General features: G+C 39.8%; 15 protein-coding genes and 4 tRNA genes. 17 read left to right on the top strand and 2 right to left on the bottom strand.

Going from position 1 to position 15,914, the window contains the following annotated elements:
- Positions 1 to 70 precede the first annotated feature (70 nt).
- The 7 genes from GSQ84_RS08830 to phoU all read left to right on the top strand — a co-directional run bounded on the left by GSQ84_RS08830 (position 71) and on the right by phoU (position 7,454).
- Positions 71 to 1,456, top strand: a complete 1,386-nt coding sequence (locus tag GSQ84_RS08830; protein WP_158796867.1) for a T9SS C-terminal target domain-containing protein — start codon at positions 71 to 73, stop codon at positions 1,454 to 1,456.
- 298 nt (positions 1,457 to 1,754) lie between these two features.
- Complete coding sequence (locus GSQ84_RS08825; RefSeq protein ID WP_158796866.1) at positions 1,755 to 3,107, top strand: hypothetical protein; 1,353 nt, start codon at positions 1,755 to 1,757, stop codon at positions 3,105 to 3,107.
- Positions 3,108 to 3,136: 29 nt separating this feature from the next.
- Positions 3,137 to 4,189: a phosphate ABC transporter substrate-binding protein PstS gene (pstS, locus tag GSQ84_RS08820; RefSeq protein WP_158796865.1), complete on the top strand. Its 1,053-nt coding sequence runs from the start codon at positions 3,137 to 3,139 to the stop codon at positions 4,187 to 4,189.
- Between the two features lie 89 nt (positions 4,190 to 4,278).
- On the top strand, positions 4,279 to 5,181 hold the full coding sequence (pstC, locus tag GSQ84_RS08815) for a phosphate ABC transporter permease subunit PstC (RefSeq protein ID WP_216848896.1): 903 nt from the start codon (positions 4,279 to 4,281) through the stop codon (positions 5,179 to 5,181).
- 1 nt (position 5,182) lies between these two features.
- A complete protein-coding gene (gene pstA / locus GSQ84_RS08810; protein ID WP_158796864.1) occupies positions 5,183 to 6,028 on the top strand; it encodes a phosphate ABC transporter permease PstA in 846 nt (281 codons plus the stop codon).
- Positions 6,010 to 6,768, top strand: coding sequence for a phosphate ABC transporter ATP-binding protein PstB (gene pstB / locus GSQ84_RS08805; protein ID WP_158796863.1), 759 nt, complete (start codon positions 6,010 to 6,012; stop codon positions 6,766 to 6,768). The genes pstA and pstB overlap by 19 nt, the downstream gene beginning before the upstream one ends.
- Positions 6,769 to 6,779: 11 nt before the next feature.
- Positions 6,780 to 7,454 carry a phosphate signaling complex protein PhoU gene (phoU, locus tag GSQ84_RS08800; RefSeq protein ID WP_158796862.1) on the top strand — a complete coding sequence of 225 codons (675 nt, stop codon included), beginning with the start codon at positions 6,780 to 6,782 and terminating at the stop codon, positions 7,452 to 7,454.
- Positions 7,455 to 7,559: 105 nt separating this feature from the next.
- On the opposite strand, the gene pstS (GSQ84_RS08795) is transcribed toward phoU, so the two are convergent.
- Both pstS (GSQ84_RS08795) and GSQ84_RS08790 read right to left on the bottom strand, forming a co-directional pair.
- Positions 7,560 to 8,669, bottom strand: a complete 1,110-nt coding sequence (gene pstS, locus GSQ84_RS08795; protein ID WP_158796861.1) for a phosphate ABC transporter substrate-binding protein PstS — start codon at positions 8,667 to 8,669, stop codon at positions 7,560 to 7,562.
- Between the two features lie 201 nt (positions 8,670 to 8,870).
- Positions 8,871 to 10,622, bottom strand: a complete 1,752-nt coding sequence (locus tag GSQ84_RS08790) for a lysophospholipid acyltransferase family protein (RefSeq protein ID WP_158796860.1) — start codon at positions 10,620 to 10,622, stop codon at positions 8,871 to 8,873.
- Positions 10,623 to 10,703: 81 nt separating this feature from the next.
- Here GSQ84_RS08790 and GSQ84_RS08785 point away from each other — a divergent pair, with 81 nt between their 5' ends.
- The 10 genes from GSQ84_RS08785 to GSQ84_RS08740 all read left to right on the top strand — a co-directional run bounded on the left by GSQ84_RS08785 (position 10,704) and on the right by GSQ84_RS08740 (position 15,798).
- A complete protein-coding gene (locus GSQ84_RS08785; protein WP_158796859.1) occupies positions 10,704 to 11,585 on the top strand; it encodes a helix-hairpin-helix domain-containing protein in 882 nt (293 codons plus the stop codon).
- On the top strand, positions 11,578 to 12,105 hold the full coding sequence (locus tag GSQ84_RS08780) for an adenine phosphoribosyltransferase (protein WP_158796858.1): 528 nt from the start codon (positions 11,578 to 11,580) through the stop codon (positions 12,103 to 12,105). The genes GSQ84_RS08785 and GSQ84_RS08780 overlap by 8 nt, the downstream gene beginning before the upstream one ends.
- A gap of 164 nt (positions 12,106 to 12,269) precedes the next feature.
- Entirely contained in the window at positions 12,270 to 13,442 is a 1,173-nt protein-coding gene (locus tag GSQ84_RS08775) for an acyl-CoA dehydrogenase family protein (protein WP_174238638.1), read from the top strand.
- Positions 13,443 to 13,635: 193 nt separating this feature from the next.
- Positions 13,636 to 13,830, top strand: a complete 195-nt coding sequence (gene rpsU / locus GSQ84_RS08770; protein ID WP_041878250.1) for a 30S ribosomal protein S21 — start codon at positions 13,636 to 13,638, stop codon at positions 13,828 to 13,830.
- A 116-nt stretch (positions 13,831 to 13,946) separates the two neighbouring features.
- A complete protein-coding gene (locus GSQ84_RS08765; RefSeq protein ID WP_158796856.1) occupies positions 13,947 to 14,831 on the top strand; it encodes a tyrosine-type recombinase/integrase in 885 nt (294 codons plus the stop codon).
- Between the two features lie 14 nt (positions 14,832 to 14,845).
- Complete coding sequence (gene hpf, locus GSQ84_RS08760; RefSeq protein WP_158796855.1) at positions 14,846 to 15,193, top strand: ribosome hibernation-promoting factor, HPF/YfiA family; 348 nt, start codon at positions 14,846 to 14,848, stop codon at positions 15,191 to 15,193.
- A 177-nt stretch (positions 15,194 to 15,370) separates the two neighbouring features.
- Positions 15,371 to 15,443: transfer RNA gene (locus tag GSQ84_RS08755), tRNA-Thr, on the top strand.
- A gap of 42 nt (positions 15,444 to 15,485) precedes the next feature.
- Positions 15,486 to 15,568, top strand: a tRNA-Tyr gene (locus GSQ84_RS08750).
- A gap of 10 nt (positions 15,569 to 15,578) precedes the next feature.
- Positions 15,579 to 15,651: transfer RNA gene (locus GSQ84_RS08745), tRNA-Gly, on the top strand.
- Between the two features lie 75 nt (positions 15,652 to 15,726).
- Positions 15,727 to 15,798: transfer RNA gene (locus GSQ84_RS08740), tRNA-Thr, on the top strand.
- The last annotated feature ends 116 nt before the right edge of the window (positions 15,799 to 15,914 follow it).

The following is a 15,914-nucleotide window of genomic DNA, read 5'->3' as shown; positions in this document are numbered from 1 at the left end:
TAAAGTTGTTTAAGGCAGCTTAAGACATTGAAAAACAATAATAAAAACTTATAAAAAGAACATACATCAAATGAAAAAACAATTACATCTGAGCCTGATTGCCTTGTTAATGGCTGGTTCGACCGCATTTACTAGCTGTTCTAAAAATGGCGATGCTACACCTGAGGTAACTGTACCTACTGAATCCAATGCTTCATTAGCAGATTCATTTTTTGATAAGGTAACTTATAAAGGTGCTTTTGGTACCACTGACTGGACAGCTAACTGGACAAATTTTGCGCCAAAAACAACGGTGTACGGTACTGCAACAGAAACCCTGTCGGGCACTATTGCTGCAAGCAGGACACTAGATGCAACTAAAGTATATCTGTTATCCGGATTTGTTTATATTGCTGATGGTGTTACTTTAACTATTCCTGCGGGAACAGTGATAAGGGGCGACCAGGTTTCTAAAGGTACGCTGATCGTTACCAGGGGTGGAAAATTAATTGCTGATGGTACGGCTACAAAACCAATTGTATTTACATCTAACAAGGCAGTGGGCGATAGGGCTCCCGGCGATTGGGGCGGGATCATCGTATTGGGTAAATCTACCAATAACATTCCCGGCGGTACTGGTTTAATTGAAGGTGGTTTAACTACTCCTGAAGGTAACCATGGCGGAACAGATATTGCTGACAACTCAGGAATATTAAGATATATCCGTGTTGAGTTTCCTGGTATCGCTTTTCAGCCAAACAACGAGATCAATGGGGTAACCTTTGGTTCGGTAGGCAGTGGTACTACAGTTGATTATGTACAGGTTTCTTATTCGGGTGATGATTCATTTGAATGGTTTGGCGGTACAGTCAATGCCAAACATTTACTTTCTATTGCTAACGTAGATGATGTTTTTGATTTTGACAATGGCTTCTCAGGAAAATTACAGTACCTGGCTGCTCAGCGTGATCCATCATTAGCGGATCAGGCCGGACAATCTAACGGTATTGAGGCTGATAACTCGGCTACAGATTTCACCATCACACCTAGAACACGCCCTGTGATTTCAAACATGACTATCATTGGTCCGGGAAATACAAATGTGGATACCAAACATGAATATGCTAATCTTTGGAGAAGAGGTTCTGAAATGGTGCTGGCAAATTCAGTATTCATTGGCTTTAGATATGGTTTAGATATCCGTGATAAAGAAACTGGTGATGCAATTACCGCTGGAACATCCCTGATCAAAAATAATATTTATCAATCTTATACTGCGGGTAAAGATATCGTAGCTGACGGTACTGTGTTATCATTTGCTACGGTAGATTTATTAAAAACTTACCTGACTGCTAAAGGAAACCTAACTATCGATGAAACTGCGGCAGCTGCTTTGTTAACATCGCCCTTCAGCCTTACAGCACCGAATTTCACTTTAAAATCCGGATCTGCCGCTGCAACAGGTGCATCATTCTAATTGTCGCTAAAAAACCCAATAACTAAGAGGTCGTCTCGTTAATCCATTCGGGATGGCCCCTTTAAAAGTTAAATAAATAAATTCTTAATCTTTAAAACCGGTTGTTAGGTATGGGGAAATAAAAAAAAATAAACGTCTTATTATCAATTGTTTGGTGTATATGTGTCTGATGTCTTGCTTCCGGGTCAATGTTACGGAATCGCATGTATATTGATTCTATATGCAATGGTAATCATTACTTAACATTAAGATAACTTTCGGTGGACACCTTTGTGCAAGAAAAAAACCTTAATGGATTATGAAAAGTATCTCTACTAAATTTTTTAGAACAGCTCTTTTACTGCCTTTAGTAGTAGGAGGATTTGTTGCTAATTCACAAACAATAACAGCTGCCCCAACAGTGACGCTGGCGGCTGCAGATAATCAAACAAAAGTTACAAAAACTGACGCGAAAAAAGATTCTGCTGCAACTGTACTACAGTTCAATAAGAAAAAAGCTGATCCAACTGATACAGCATTTAAACCAGTGAGAAGATTATGGGGTTACGCTTTTGGTGATGCTTATTATAAGCAACATTCAGATGCATTAAACCGTGGTGGTTCAAATCAGTACACAGGTATTGCTGCTAACCGCAATGGTATGCAAATGCGTCGTATTTATTTAGGATATGATTATGATATCAACAAAAAGTTTTCAGTAGAAGCTTTATTGGCCGCTGAGGATAACGAAACTACAAGTATCATCAATGGTGCGCCTTCTACTACAACAGGAGATTTATTGTCAGATAACAAATTGACTTTTTACATCAAGTTGTTAAACTTAAGAATTCATGATGTATGGAAAGGTACAGACCTGGTTATCGGTCAGGTTTCCACTCCGGCTTTCCCTTTGTTATCTGAGAAAATCTGGGCTTACCGCGATATCGAAAGAACGGTTACAGATATTCGTCGGACACCTTCTTATGATTTGGGTGCTACTTTGCAAGGTACGTTTGATCCGGATACTAAAAACTATGGTTATAACATCATGGTGGGTAACGGAACAAGTGCAAAACCGGAAACTGATGGTAATAAATGGTATTATGGTGATATCTGGGCTAAATTCTTAGACAAAAAGATCATTTTAGATTTTTATGCTGATTATGAAAAACTGACTTACAATACAGCTACCGCCAGCAGTGTTTCACGTAATATGTTTAAAGGTTATGTTGCTTATACCACTCCAGTATTCACATTCGGTGTAGAAGCATTCACGAACTTATTGAAAAATGGTGCTTCAGTAGTGAACGCCGCAAAAGTTAAAAGCCAGGAAAACGAAACTGCACAGGCAATTTCAATCTATGCACACGGACGTATCCTGAAAGACAAAAAGTCTAACAATGATATACTAGGTTACTTTGTACGTTATGATAACTACAATCCTGATACAAAATTTGACGCAAGCCATGGTACTTATACAGGCTTAGTAAGTAACTATGATCCGAACACAAAAGAGAACTTCTTTACTGGTGGTTTAGATTGGCAGCCTTACAAAAATATACACTTTATGCCAAACGTATATTATAACGGATATACAAGCAATGTACCGGGAGTAGAGAAAGGCCATGATTTGGTTTACCGTGCTACGTTCTTCTTCCAGTTTGGTAAATAAAATAAAAAACCCAATAACTAAATAATAAAATGAAAGTAATTAACAGCTTGAAATTTGCGACTGCGGCCCTGGCTGCAGCTTGCTTCGTGTTACCTGCTGCAGCACAGGATAACACCCTATTAGGTGCAGGTAGCAGCTTTGTTTACCCATTGTTCTCCAAAATGTTCGCAGAATATGGTAAAGCAAATGCTACTAAAGTAAACTACCAGGCTATCGGTTCTGGTGGCGGTATCCTTCAATTAACAAATAAAACTGTTGATTTTGGTGGTTCTGATGCTCCATTAAATGCAGAGCAGGCCGCTAAAATTGGAGTTCCTGTTTTACACATTCCAATGGCTTCTGGTGCCGATGTGGTTACTTACAACATCCCAGGCGTAACTGCTTCACTGAAATTGACTCCAGCAGTAATTGCTGAAATCTATTTGGGTAAAATCGTTACCTGGAATGACGCTAAAATTCAAGGCGTAAATAAAGGTGTTAAATTGCCTGATCTTCCGGTAGTAGTGATCCACCGTTCTGACGGTAGTGGTACTTCTTTTATCTGGACTGATTATTTAACAAAAGTAAACCCTGAATGGGCTAAAAAAGTAGGTAAAGGTACTTCAGTGAACTGGCCAACTGGTTTAGGTGGTAAAGGTAATGAAGGTGTTGCCGGTTTGGTTAAACAAACTCCGGGTGGTATTGGATATGTTGAGTTGGCTTATGCTATCCAAAACAAAATGCCTGTTGCACAAGTACAAAACAAAGCGGGAAAATTCATCACTCCTAACTTGTCTTCTATCACTGCATCAAGTAATGTAGAATTACCGGCTGACGCAAAAGTATCTTTAACAAATACTGATAACCCTAACGGTTACCCAATCAGCAGCTTTACATGGGCTTTGATCTACAAAGAGCAAAATTACAACAGCCGTTCACAAGCAAGAGCTACTGAATTGTTGAAGTTACTGGCTTGGAACATTCACCAGGGACAAAAACTTTGTGCGCCTTTAAACTATGCACCACTCTCAAAATCGGCAATGAAAGTTGCTGATGCGATTCTGAAATCTGCTATGTTTAATGGCAAAGTAATTTTGAAATAGTATTTAAGCTTAAAATACATTGAATTTCAATTACCAGCAGGCCTATTTGGATCTGCTGGTAATTGTTTTATATAATAAAATCAAAATTTGTGAAAAATAAAAGATTAGACCTTTCTTATTCCCAGTTGAAGTGGGAGACTATTTTCAGACGAATATTGATGACGATGAGTGTGATTCTGGTCGTACTCATATTGGGCATATTGATTACACTGATCATGCAATCCGTTCCTTCTATGAAGGCCCTCGGTATTAGCTATCTATGGGGCAAAGTATGGGATCCGGTTCAAAATATTTATGGTGCTTTTCCTTTCCTGATTGGAACACTGCTTACCTCTTTTATTGCTTTAATTATTTCGCTGCCATTTTCTTATGCCATTGCGATTTACCTGGGCGAATATAACCCTAAAGGATGGTTGTCAGACCTGCTGAAAAATACTATCGAACTGATTGCCGCTGTACCTTCTATTATTTATGGATTCTGGGGCTTATTCGTTTTAGTTCCTTTGGTGAGGATGCTGGAAGCGAAAATACATGTTGCCCCTTATGGGATAGGCATTTTTACAGCCTCCCTTATTTTAGCCATTATGATTATTCCTTATGCAGCATCACTGGGCATAACCCTGATCAGAATGGTGCCTTCACCATTAAAAGAAGGTGCTTACGCTCTGGGTGCCACACGTTTTGAAGTAATTAGAAGTGTAATTATCCCTTACACGCGTTCGGGATTGTTTGCGGGGGTATTGCTTTCTTTAGGAAGGGCTCTGGGAGAAACGATGGCGGTAACCATGCTGATTGGAAATACCAGTGCATTGCCTACCAGCATTTTTGCACCGGGAAATACGATGGCCAGCGTAATTGCCAATGAGTTTACCGAAGCAGATCATACGGTGTATTTATCGGCACTGATTGAATTGGGGCTGGTACTGTTTGTAGTAACTGTGATTATCAGTGTGATAGGTAAGAGAATAATTTCACGATTTACAAATAACTAATATGGATGCGAGATTAAAAATTAGAAATACCAAAAGCGTCCTTTTTAAAGGGGTAGTTTTATTATTTGCTTTTCTGATCACCATACCGCTGATCCTGATTTTATTATATATTATTAAACAGGGTGCAGGCCAGGTAAACTGGCATTTCCTGACCAGCGTTCCGGCCCCGGTTGGTGAAGTTGGCGGCGGTATCAGTAATGCGCTGGTTGGAAGTTTGATTATCGTAGGTGTAGCCTCTATTATTGCTATTCCTGTAGGTATTCTGGCGGGTATTTATTTGAGTGAGAACCAGGGAACAAAACTAGCCTATTATAGCGGTCTTTGTGTAGACATTTTACAGGGTGTGCCTTCTATCGTGGTAGGTATTGTAGTGTATTTTTGGGTTGTTAAACCCCTTGGAACATTCTCTGCTGTATCTGGAAGTATTGCACTTGCCATTATGATGCTGCCTATCGTTATACGGTCTACTGAACAAACTTTAAAGTTATTGCCTCCATCTTTACAGGAAGCTGCTTTATCATTGGGTGTACCTTATCACCGGGTGATTTTAAAAGTTGTGATCCCTTGTGGTTTTTCGGGAATATTATCAGGTATCATGTTATCTGTAGCCCGTATTGCAGGAGAAACGGCCCCTTTATTGTTTACTGCTTTCGGTAACCCATACCTGTCTACCAGCATTACCAAACCTATGCAGAGTTTACCATTGCTGATCTTTAATTATGCAACGAGTCCTTATGACGACTGGCATAATTTGGCCTGGGGAGCTTCTTTTATTTTATTAATGTTTGTTTTACTATTAAATATATTTACAAAGCTGATTTCAAGAAAATGGAAAATACAATTGTAAGTGCTGAGAATTTTAATGCCTATTTTGGCAGTAACCATGTTGTTAAAGACGTATCTATCCAGATTGAAAAAAACAATGTAATTGCCGTTATGGGCCCGTCGGGTTGCGGAAAAACAACCTTCCTTCGTTGTATTAACCGGATGCATGAACTGATTCCGGGTGCTACGGCAAAAGGATCTATTAAGTTGGGTAATGAGGATGTGTATTCCATGAACCCGATCTATGTAAGGTATAAGATAGGTATGGTGTTTCAGCGTCCAAATCCTTTTCCGAATCTGAGCATTTACGATAACGTAGTGGCCGGATATAAATTAAACGGACTGAAAATTGCTAAAAATGAACTGGATGTGATTGTTGAAAAATCACTAACCAGCGCTGCGCTATGGAATGAGGTGAAAGATTCCCTGCATAAAAAAGGTACTTTCCTATCCGGTGGACAGCAGCAGCGTTTATGTATTGCCAGGGCTATCGCGATGGAGCCTGAAGTATTGCTGTTTGATGAGCCTACTTCTGCACTGGACCCGATCTCTACTTCAAGTATAGAACAACTTTTTCATGAACTGAAAACAAACTTTACGCTGATCATTGTAACGCATAATATGCAGCAGGCCGCAAGGGTGAGCGATAAAACAGCTTTCTTTTATATGGGTGAGCTGGTAGAGTTTGATGATACCAAACAGATGTTCACCAATCCAAACGATCAGCGTACACAAAATTATATAACCGGTAGATTTAGTTAATCAAGTCAAATATGAACCAATTAGAAACCGAAATATCAGCATTAAAATCTGAGCTGGTATCCATGTGGATATTAGTACAGTCGCAGTTTAACAAGGCTAAAGAAGCCATGATACAGTTTGATAAGGACCTTGCACGCGAAGTATTGATCAAAGAGAAAAGAGTAAATTCTTTTGAGCTGAAGATTGACCGTGATTGTGAGAACATCCTGGCTTTATATTGTCCTGTAGCGATAGACCTGCGTTTTTTACTGGCTTCTTTAAAGATCAATACCAACCTGGAGCGTATAGGTGATATTGCTGCCGGAATTGCAAAGTACATTGTGGAATCGCCCGTAAATTTTGATCTGGAAGCACTGGAGAAATCTCAGGTATTACGCATGTATGAAGAAGCCGTAAACATCCTGATGGATACGAGAACAGCTTTTGAAAAAGAAGATACCGTATTGGCAAGAAGCATTTTTAAAAGAGATGACGTGTTGGACCAGATCAATATGAATGCAGCTGCAAACATCGGAGAACTGATCAGGGATGATATCAGTAATATCAACGAGTCTTTATATATCCTTTCTATCATCAGGAAACTGGAAAGAGTAGGTGATCAGTCAATGAATATTGCCGAAGAGATTATATTCTATGTAGAGGCTAAGATCTTAAAACACGCAGAAAGTAATAATTCTGCTGAATAATATCGCCTTTAATTTAAACGAACAAAGGCTGTCTCTTTACCGGGACAGCCTTTGTTCGTTTATCAGCGTATTGTTTAGCGGCATTATTCATGCCTTGATGACCTTTTATTTCAGGATTACTTTTCCATCATAGGTAGCCGATTTTAATATCTTTTCTGCTACAGTTACTGCAGAAGTTGACAGGGTTGCATAGTTTAAAGGCGCACAGTTCTTTTGTCCTTCATGGATATTCCACCATAATAATTTTAACAACTGTTCTGCTTTAGTTGCAGATCTGCTATTGTAGTTTTGTTCTTTATAGATCAGTGCCCAGGTAAAACTGCTGATTGGGTAACCATCAGGACTGCTGGTATCCGTTAAAGATACTTTAGCATCGGCAGGCAGCTCGATATTGCTGGCTGCTGTGATCGAAGCTAAATTAGGCGTGATGAATTTACCAGCTTTGTTTTTAATCTGTGCAACAGGCATTTTATTTTGGATAGCATAAGCTAATTCTACATACCCTACAGCACCTGGTGTTTGTTTAACCAAACCAGAAACGCCTTCGTTACCTTTGCCGCCTAATCCTGCAGGCCAGTTTACAGCAGTTGCTTTACCAACTTTTTTAGCCCACTCAGGACTAACCTTTGTTAAGTAATCTGTGAAAATATAAGAAGTACCACTACCGTCAGAGCGGTGAACAACTACCAATGGAAGATCGGGAAGTTTGGTACCCGGGTTGGCTGCTGCAATTTCAGGACTGTTCCATTTGGTAATTTTGCCCAGATAGATAGACGCGATCAGTTCAGGTGTCATTTTAAGTGATTCTTTAACATCCGGAAGATTGTAAGTAATAACATCGGCTCCTGAAGCCATCGGGATATGTAATACAGGGGCACCAATTTTAGTAGTCTGTTCTTCATTTAATGGTGCATCTGAACCGCCGAAGTCTACGGTTTTATTGGTTAACTGAAGGATGCCGCCACCTGAACCTATCGATTGGTAGTTTACTTTTACATCGTTGGTTTTACCATATTCTGCAAACATTTTAGAGAACAACGGATATACAAAGGTACTGCCGGCTCCTAACAATGCATTTTCTTGATTAGCACCTTTAGCTGCTGTGCTGTCGGCCGTACTTTTAGGGGTTGAGCTATTGTTGCATGAGCTAAACAGCATACTGCTGCCGGATGCAATGATCAGCCCCGCGATGAGTAAAGATTTTGATTTTAACATAGTAAGATTTTTGATGTTTTATTCGGTAAATAATAAATCAAAAATACAGCTATATTAATTCGATTTACGCTGATAATTAAAGCTTAACATAAGCTTAACATTGGTCTTTTACATTTGTGGTATAAATATTTGGTTAGTATTTATAAAGTTTAGGTTTAGTTGATAAACAAAAGGCCACGATGGATGTCGTGGCCTTTTGGATTAAAAGTTTTTACCAATTTTTTCCAGCATCTCTGGGGGTATATTTCTCATGTCTACCAACAGAAATCCATCCAGGCAATCTGAAAATTTAGGATCTATATTGAAACAGATAATTTTAGCATTGAGGTTCATGTACTGCCTTAACATTACAGGAATTTTAATATGTGAGTTTTCTATATCCGAGATCAGCCCATCGAGATCTTTCAGTGATTCACTGCTTTCAATCAGGAGGTCTTTATCTATGGCAGACAGGTCTGCTTTAAATTTGTTTCTCGGTTTCACATATTGGCCCAGCTCATAATCAAAATGGTTTTTGGTAATAAAATTAACAATCAGCTCTTTGGAGAACTTGGAAAAATTATTGCTGATACTTACCGGCCCAAACATATAACGGTAGTGCGGGTTATCCAGCAGATATTTTAAGATCCCTTTCCATAAGAGGAAAAGGGGTAAGGCTTTTTGCTGATATTCTTTGCGTATCCATGAGCGGCCCAGTTCTATTCCCTTATTTAGTATAGGGTAAAACTCGTCCTGTATTTTAAAGAGTTCTGAAAGATAAAAACCTCTTTTGCCCATGGTGTTTAGGATCTCATCTCCTTTACCGATACGGTAAGCCCCTACAATATTATGCAGTTCTTTATCCCATATAAAAAGGTGATGGTAATAGATATCATAATTATCCAGATCAATCTTTTTATTAGTGCCTTCGCCCACTTCCCTGAAGGTGATTTCCCGTAAGCGGCCTATTTCCCTTAATATATTGGGAATACTGGCTGTAGGAGATATATAAACTTCATACTGCTTTTCTGTCCATACGCGGAAAGTTTCCAGCTGTGCAACCTCTTCTACGATCAGGCTCCTCGGTGTTTCTTCTACAACAGGCTCCGGTTTCTTTTTGATCTTGAAAAGGTTGATGGGGTTAAACAGCTTTTTTTCCTGTTCTATACCGGTACCCAGCGCATAGGTGCGGGCGCGGAGGAAGTCGAGCAGTTTATTGGTGTTGTTACGGTAAGAAATATCTTCAATATGGATAGGCTTACCGATCCTTACTTTTATTTTTAGTCCCTGTTTGTTCAGGAATTCTGACGGCAGCTTAGCCGTGCGCAGGGTAGGATGAATAAAACTCAGGATATTAAATAATACGCCGTTGTTACCATGGAAATAAATAGGTACAACCGGCAATTTTGCCCTCGCAATCAGCTTTCCTACCACGGGATGCCATAACCTGTCGGTAATTTCCTGTTTGTCCAGGCTAAAGGTAGAAACCTCACCGGCAGGGAAGATTCCTATAGGCGTTCCGCTTTTCAACAGATCGAAGGTTGTTTTTAATCCGCTGATACTGGAGGAGTGCTGTACGTTTTCGAAGGGGTTTACAGCTACAAAAAATTCATTCAGGTTAGGTATCTTCTGAAGGATAAAGTTGACCATCACTTTAGATTCAGGCCGCACCGTACATAACAATTTTACCAGTGCCAGGCCTTCCACACCACCATAAGGATGATTGGCAATTGCAATGAAAGCACCGGTTTTAGGTATGTTTTTCAGATCATCATCATCGAAGTCAATAGATACCCCTATAGTTTCCAATATTTTATCCACAAATTCCAATCCGTTGAAGTGCTGGTTTTGTGAGAAAACTTTATTAATGTCATTTAACTTCATTACTTCCATCAGCAAAGCCGCCAGCCCGGGAACCCCCAGTTTGTCGATCTTAGTGGCTTTTGCAAATTCTTTGGTTGTGATGATTTTCATAGTTAGGTTTAAAGTGAATCTTACTTCGATCTCAAAAATAAGATTTATATTTTTAAAATAACCGAAGTACATTAGAAGGTCATGAGAAAATGGCTAAATAGTTACTTCAATATCTCCAAACGGGAATATAATGGCTTAATGATGATGGTTCTTTTAATTGCGGTGGTCACCGTACTCCCCGATGTGTATGAATTTTTTGTACCTGAGCAGGAAGACCTGGTTGCAGAACGCGCTGCGATAGGGAAATTATCACTCGTAGAGGCCGAAAAAAAGAGGGTAGGGGTGTATAGGAAACCCTCGCGTGCAAAAATAACGTTGTTCAATTTTGATCCCAACCAGCTCGATCTTTCCGGTTGGCAGCGGCTGGGTTTATCTGTCAGGCAGGCGGCTGTGATGGCGCGTTATCAGGCTAAAGGCGGAAGGTTCCGTAAAAAGGAAGATCTGCAAAAGATGTACCCGATCAGTGCGTCCTTATATGAGCGGTTGATACCTTATATACATATAACGCCTCTACCTTCTGTCGAACATTCGTTTTCAACCGCAGTTAAGCGGCAAGCTGTGGTCGTGGCCCTCAATTCTGCTGATACACTGGCTTTGGATGAAGTGAGGGGTATAGGTCCTGCTTTTGCAAGACGGATTGTAAAGTACCGCGACCGGTTGGGGGGCTTTTGTAAAAAGGAGCAGCTCCTGGAAGTATTTGGATTGGATAGTGTAAAATATCGTGAAATTAAGGATCAGGTGAGCATTGACGAACATTCTATAAAAATGATTTATATCAACAGGGTTGAGTATGCCGACTTGCAGCATCATCCTTATTTAAATTTTAAACTCATAAATGCTATCTTACAATATAGGAAACAACACGGAAATTATGGTAATATTGCTGACTTAAAAAAGATAGCTATCCTGCCTGCTCAAATAGCAGATAAATTAGCTCCCTATATTTCTTTTGATCATGATTGAAGCCAGAATAAAACAGACCGTCCGTGATGTGAATGATTTTCCAAAGCCCGGAATTATTTTTAAAGATATTACCCCTATTTTAAAAGATTCGGTTTTATGCGGAGAGATCACAGCGGCACTAGCTGAACAGCTTTCGTCTATACAAATCGATGTTGTTGCTGGAATTGAAAGCAGGGGCTTTTTGTTTGGCATGTCGCTGGCCAATTTACTGGGTGTTCCTTTTGTACCGATGCGTAAAGCGGGGAAGTTACCTTATAAAACTGTACAGCACTCTTATGATCTGGAGTATGGCAGTGCAACGCTTGAGTTACATGAAGATGCTTTTCTTCCTGGACAGCGTGTGCTGATCCATGATGATCTGCTGGCAACCGGTGGTACAGTAGTGGCAGCTTCTCACCTGATCCATAAACTGGGTGCAGAGGTGGCAGGTTATTCTTTTATTATCGCGCTCGACTTCCTGAACGGAAGGGAAAGACTGGATGTTTTTTCTCCAAACCATTTTGCACTGGCTTCTTATTAGTTTGTGTGAAAAAATAAAAAAATAATTTCCGGCTGTTTTTAGGCATCTAAAACATTAAGGTCAGGTAATTGGACTAAATACCATTTCGTTCTGTTTAAGGGCAAATATTGCATTGTTGCTTCCGTGGTTATAATTTCTATACTTGCCACATGCAAACAGCAATCATGCAAGATCCAGAGTCACAAACTATAGGATATAATTTTACAACTTCTGAAAACCAGGAGATGGTCAGAAGTATGGTTAAACATTTTGCGGAGAAAAATATTCGTCCCCATGTAATGGAATGGGATGAAGTACAACATTTTCCTCTGGAAGTTTTTAAACAGCTTGGTCAGCTTGGGCTGATGGGCGTTCTGGTACCTGAAATTTACGGCGGGTCTGGATTTGGCTATCAGGAATATGTTGACGTGATTGTTGAAGTAGCTAAAGTTTGCGGATCTATAGGTTTATCACTGGCGGCGCATAATTCTTTGTGTACCGGGCATATCCTTGCTTTCGGAACCGAAGAGCAAAAACACAAGTGGTTGTCTAAGTTAGCTACAGCCGAGTGGATTGGAGCCTGGGGCTTAACGGAAGCAAATACAGGGTCTGATGCATTAAGAATGATGACCACCGCTACGTTGGATGGAGATCATTATGTGCTGAATGGTGCCAAAAATTGGATTACTCATGGTAAATCTGGCGATATCGCTGTAGTGATGGTGCGTACCGGAGAAAAAGGGGATTCCAAAGGTATTTCTGCCATCGTGGTAGAACGTGGAACTCCTGGTTTTTCTGCCGGTAAGAAAGAGAATAAAATGGGTATGCGTGCTTCTGAGACTACGGAGATGATATTCGACAATTGCCGTGTACCTGCTGCCAATTTATTAGGCAAGGAAGGTGAGGGTTTTAAACAGGCGATGAAAGTGCTTGACGGAGGAAGGATTTCTATTGCTGCGCTTTCCCTGGGTATTGCCAAAGGCGCTTATGAAGCTGCTCTGGCTTATGCACAGGAAAGACATCAGTTTGGTCAGCCGATATCAAGTTTTCAGGCGATCAGTTTTAAACTGGCAGATATGGCTACGGAGATTGAAGCGGCAGAGTTGCTGATTAGACAAGCCGCAGATATGAAAAACCGCGGGTTGAAAATGACTAAAGAATCAGCCATGGCTAAATACTTTGCTTCTGAGGTTGCTGTAAGGGCTTCTACAGAAGCGGTACAGATCTTTGGGGGGTATGGTTATACAAAAGACTTTCCTGTAGAGAAGTTTTACCGTGACAGTAAGCTGTGTACGATAGGGGAAGGAACTTCAGAAATTCAAAAGATTGTTATTGCAAGAGAAATACTGAATGGGTAAGTCCCGTTCCATCAAAAATACTATTCTAACCAAACAGTAAATATTCTAACCAAATATACTATGAATGGCCCGGTGCGTGAAAACGCACCGGTTTTTTTATTTAATGCCTGATTTTCAAATTAATATTTAATATTAAATATTATTGTGCTATCTTTGCAATCCTAAAAACAACGAGAGGAGGTATTTTAACGTTATGATCATTATTAATATTAAAGACGGCGAATCACTTGACAAAGCCCTTAAACGTTTCAAAAAGAAATTTGAGAAAACTGGTGTGTTGAGAGAACTTCGTAGCCGTCAGGCATACGAGAAAAAATCTGTAGCTCGTCGTACACTAGTTAAACACGCTATTTACAAAGAAAATATGCACCTGGAAGGAAAGATTTAATCCAGTCTATTTTTAAAACATATGAGTAAAACGCCGAAGGAATTTTCTTTCGGCGTTTTCTTGTTTATAGGCAAAATTGTGTACATTCACTTCACAGGATACATAAATTTGATGAGATGCCGGTTGAATCCTTTATCACCTATATTCAGCATGAGAAGCGTTATTCTCCGCACACCATTCTCGCCTACAGGACAGATCTGGTACATTTCGCTGCCTTTATGAGCCACACTTATGAACTGCAGCCTGAAGAGGCTAAGTATGTACATATACGCGACTACATGGTGCAGCTGATGGACGAAGAGATTGGCCCAAATTCTATCGGCAGAAAATTATCCAGTCTGCGCAGTTTCTATAAATTTCTGCAAAAGCGTAAAATTATTCCCGCAAGCCCAATGTCGCTGATCAGGGCGCCAAAATCACCGGAACGTTTACCTGTATTTGTAGATGCGGAAAAAATGGACCATTTACTGGATTCCGGAGAATTTTTTGATGATAGCTTTCCATCGGTGCGCGACAAACTAGTAATAGAAGTATTATTTGGGACCGGCATGCGTTTAGCGGAGTTGTTGGGATTAAAGAACGGTGACATTGATTTTTATGAAGAAACCATCAAAGTTTTTGGAAAGAGGAAAAAAGAAAGAATTATTCCAATCACCAAACAGCTTGTAAATCAGTTGAAAGAATACATCGAACTGAAATCAGTGCAAAAATTTAATAACAAAACGGAAGATTTATTCGTTACAGATAAAGGAGCGAAAATTTACCCTTTGTTCATCTATAAATTAGTGAAAAGTTATTTGACATATGTATCCACACAAGATAAAAAAAGCCCGCATGTACTGCGGCATTCATACGCAACCAGCCTGCTGAACAGGGGAGCGGACCTGAATGCCATTAAAGAGCTGCTGGGGCATGCCAGCCTGGCGGCTACGCAGGTATATACACACAATTCCATTGAAAGATTAAAAACAATATATAAACAAGCCCATCCAAAGGCATAAAAAAGGAGGAAAACATGAAAATTACAGTTCAAGCAATCCATTTCAGTGCAGACCACAAATTGTTAGATTTCATTCAAAAGAAAGTTGACAAACTGGAACAGTTCCACGACCAGATTATAAGTGGGGAAGTCTATTTAAAGTTAGAGAATGTAGAAGATGAGGCGAATAAAATAAGTGAGATAAAACTGAGTGTTCCGGGCGGTGTATTGTTTGCCAAGGAACAATGCAAGAGCTTCGAAGAAGCAACAGATTTATCGATTGAATCGTTAAAAAAGCAAATCACCAAACATAAAGATAAAACAAGAGCAAAACTTTCAGAGCATAAAGCTTTGTTAAATGCTGATGAAGTGACTGATTATTAGGAGACTATTTTCAGATCTTTAAAGATTAAAACCGGCAGTGACAAAACTGTCGGTTTTTTTTTGAAAATAGTTTTGCAAGTGTTAAATATTCTCGTAGATTTGCATTCCAATTCGGAACAAGGGTTAACCTTTAAAGAGCTGGTTTGTTCTGTGAATGTTTAATAAAAAATAATAAAAGCCTCCTTAGCTCAGCTGGTAGAGCAACTGACTTGTAATCAGTAGGTCATTGGTTCGATCCCGATAGGAGGCTCTTTTAAACTTACATCTCTGGATGGGACGGTTTATTAGAAATGGGGGGATACCAGAGTGGCCAAATGGGACAGACTGTAACTCTGTTGTCGCGAGACTTCGAAGGTTCGAATCCTTCTCCCCCCACATTATAAAAGCGAAAGTAGCTCAGTTGGTAGAGCGATAGCCTTCCAAGCTATAGGTCGCGAGTTCGAACCTCGTCTTTCGCTCTTACATTCAAAGAGCAGTCGGTAGGAAGGTCACCGTTAATACCGGACCGGTATAGATTGTGAAGAGAATAAAAAGCCGACGTAGCTCAGCGGTAGAGCACTTCCTTGGTAAGGAAGAGGTCATGGGTTCAATTCCCATCGTTGGCTCAGGAATAAAAATAAGCAGGCTTTGTTAACTCTGTAAGATATAGACAGAATCAACAAGGTTTTTTGTATTGAAATTGTATCAAAGCAATAATTAAAAATAAAAGTTAACCTACTAA

Origin of the sequence: Pedobacter sp. L105 (genome assembly GCF_009765875.1) — a bacterium.
Classification (GTDB): Bacteria; Bacteroidota; Bacteroidia; order Sphingobacteriales; family Sphingobacteriaceae; genus Pedobacter.
The sequence above is the reverse complement of the archived record's forward strand: the minus strand, read 5'-3'. Positions and strand labels throughout refer to the sequence as shown.

What these genes read in the sequence shown, in the direction of transcription:
- GSQ84_RS08830 (WP_158796867.1), top strand. Translation starts at nt 71, where the DNA reads ATGAAAAAACAATTACATCTGAGCCTGATTGCCTTGTTAATGGCTGGT.
- GSQ84_RS08825 (WP_158796866.1), top strand. Translation starts at nt 1,755, where the DNA reads ATGAAAAGTATCTCTACTAAATTTTTTAGAACAGCTCTTTTACTGCCT.
- pstS (WP_158796865.1), top strand. Translation starts at nt 3,137, where the DNA reads ATGAAAGTAATTAACAGCTTGAAATTTGCGACTGCGGCCCTGGCTGCA.
- pstA (WP_158796864.1), top strand. Translation starts at nt 5,183, where the DNA reads ATGGATGCGAGATTAAAAATTAGAAATACCAAAAGCGTCCTTTTTAAA.
- pstB (WP_158796863.1), top strand. Translation starts at nt 6,010, where the DNA reads ATGGAAAATACAATTGTAAGTGCTGAGAATTTTAATGCCTATTTTGGC.
- phoU (WP_158796862.1), top strand. Translation starts at nt 6,780, where the DNA reads ATGAACCAATTAGAAACCGAAATATCAGCATTAAAATCTGAGCTGGTA.
- pstS (WP_158796861.1), bottom strand. Translation starts at nt 8,669, where the DNA reads ATGTTAAAATCAAAATCTTTACTCATCGCGGGGCTGATCATTGCATCC.
- GSQ84_RS08790 (WP_158796860.1), bottom strand. Translation starts at nt 10,622, where the DNA reads ATGAAAATCATCACAACCAAAGAATTTGCAAAAGCCACTAAGATCGAC.
- GSQ84_RS08785 (WP_158796859.1), top strand. Translation starts at nt 10,704, where the DNA reads ATGAGAAAATGGCTAAATAGTTACTTCAATATCTCCAAACGGGAATAT.
- GSQ84_RS08780 (WP_158796858.1), top strand. Translation starts at nt 11,578, where the DNA reads ATGATTGAAGCCAGAATAAAACAGACCGTCCGTGATGTGAATGATTTT.
- GSQ84_RS08775 (WP_174238638.1), top strand. Translation starts at nt 12,270, where the DNA reads ATGCAAGATCCAGAGTCACAAACTATAGGATATAATTTTACAACTTCT.
- rpsU (WP_041878250.1), top strand. Translation starts at nt 13,636, where the DNA reads ATGATCATTATTAATATTAAAGACGGCGAATCACTTGACAAAGCCCTT.
- GSQ84_RS08765 (WP_158796856.1), top strand. Translation starts at nt 13,947, where the DNA reads ATGCCGGTTGAATCCTTTATCACCTATATTCAGCATGAGAAGCGTTAT.
- hpf (WP_158796855.1), top strand. Translation starts at nt 14,846, where the DNA reads ATGAAAATTACAGTTCAAGCAATCCATTTCAGTGCAGACCACAAATTG.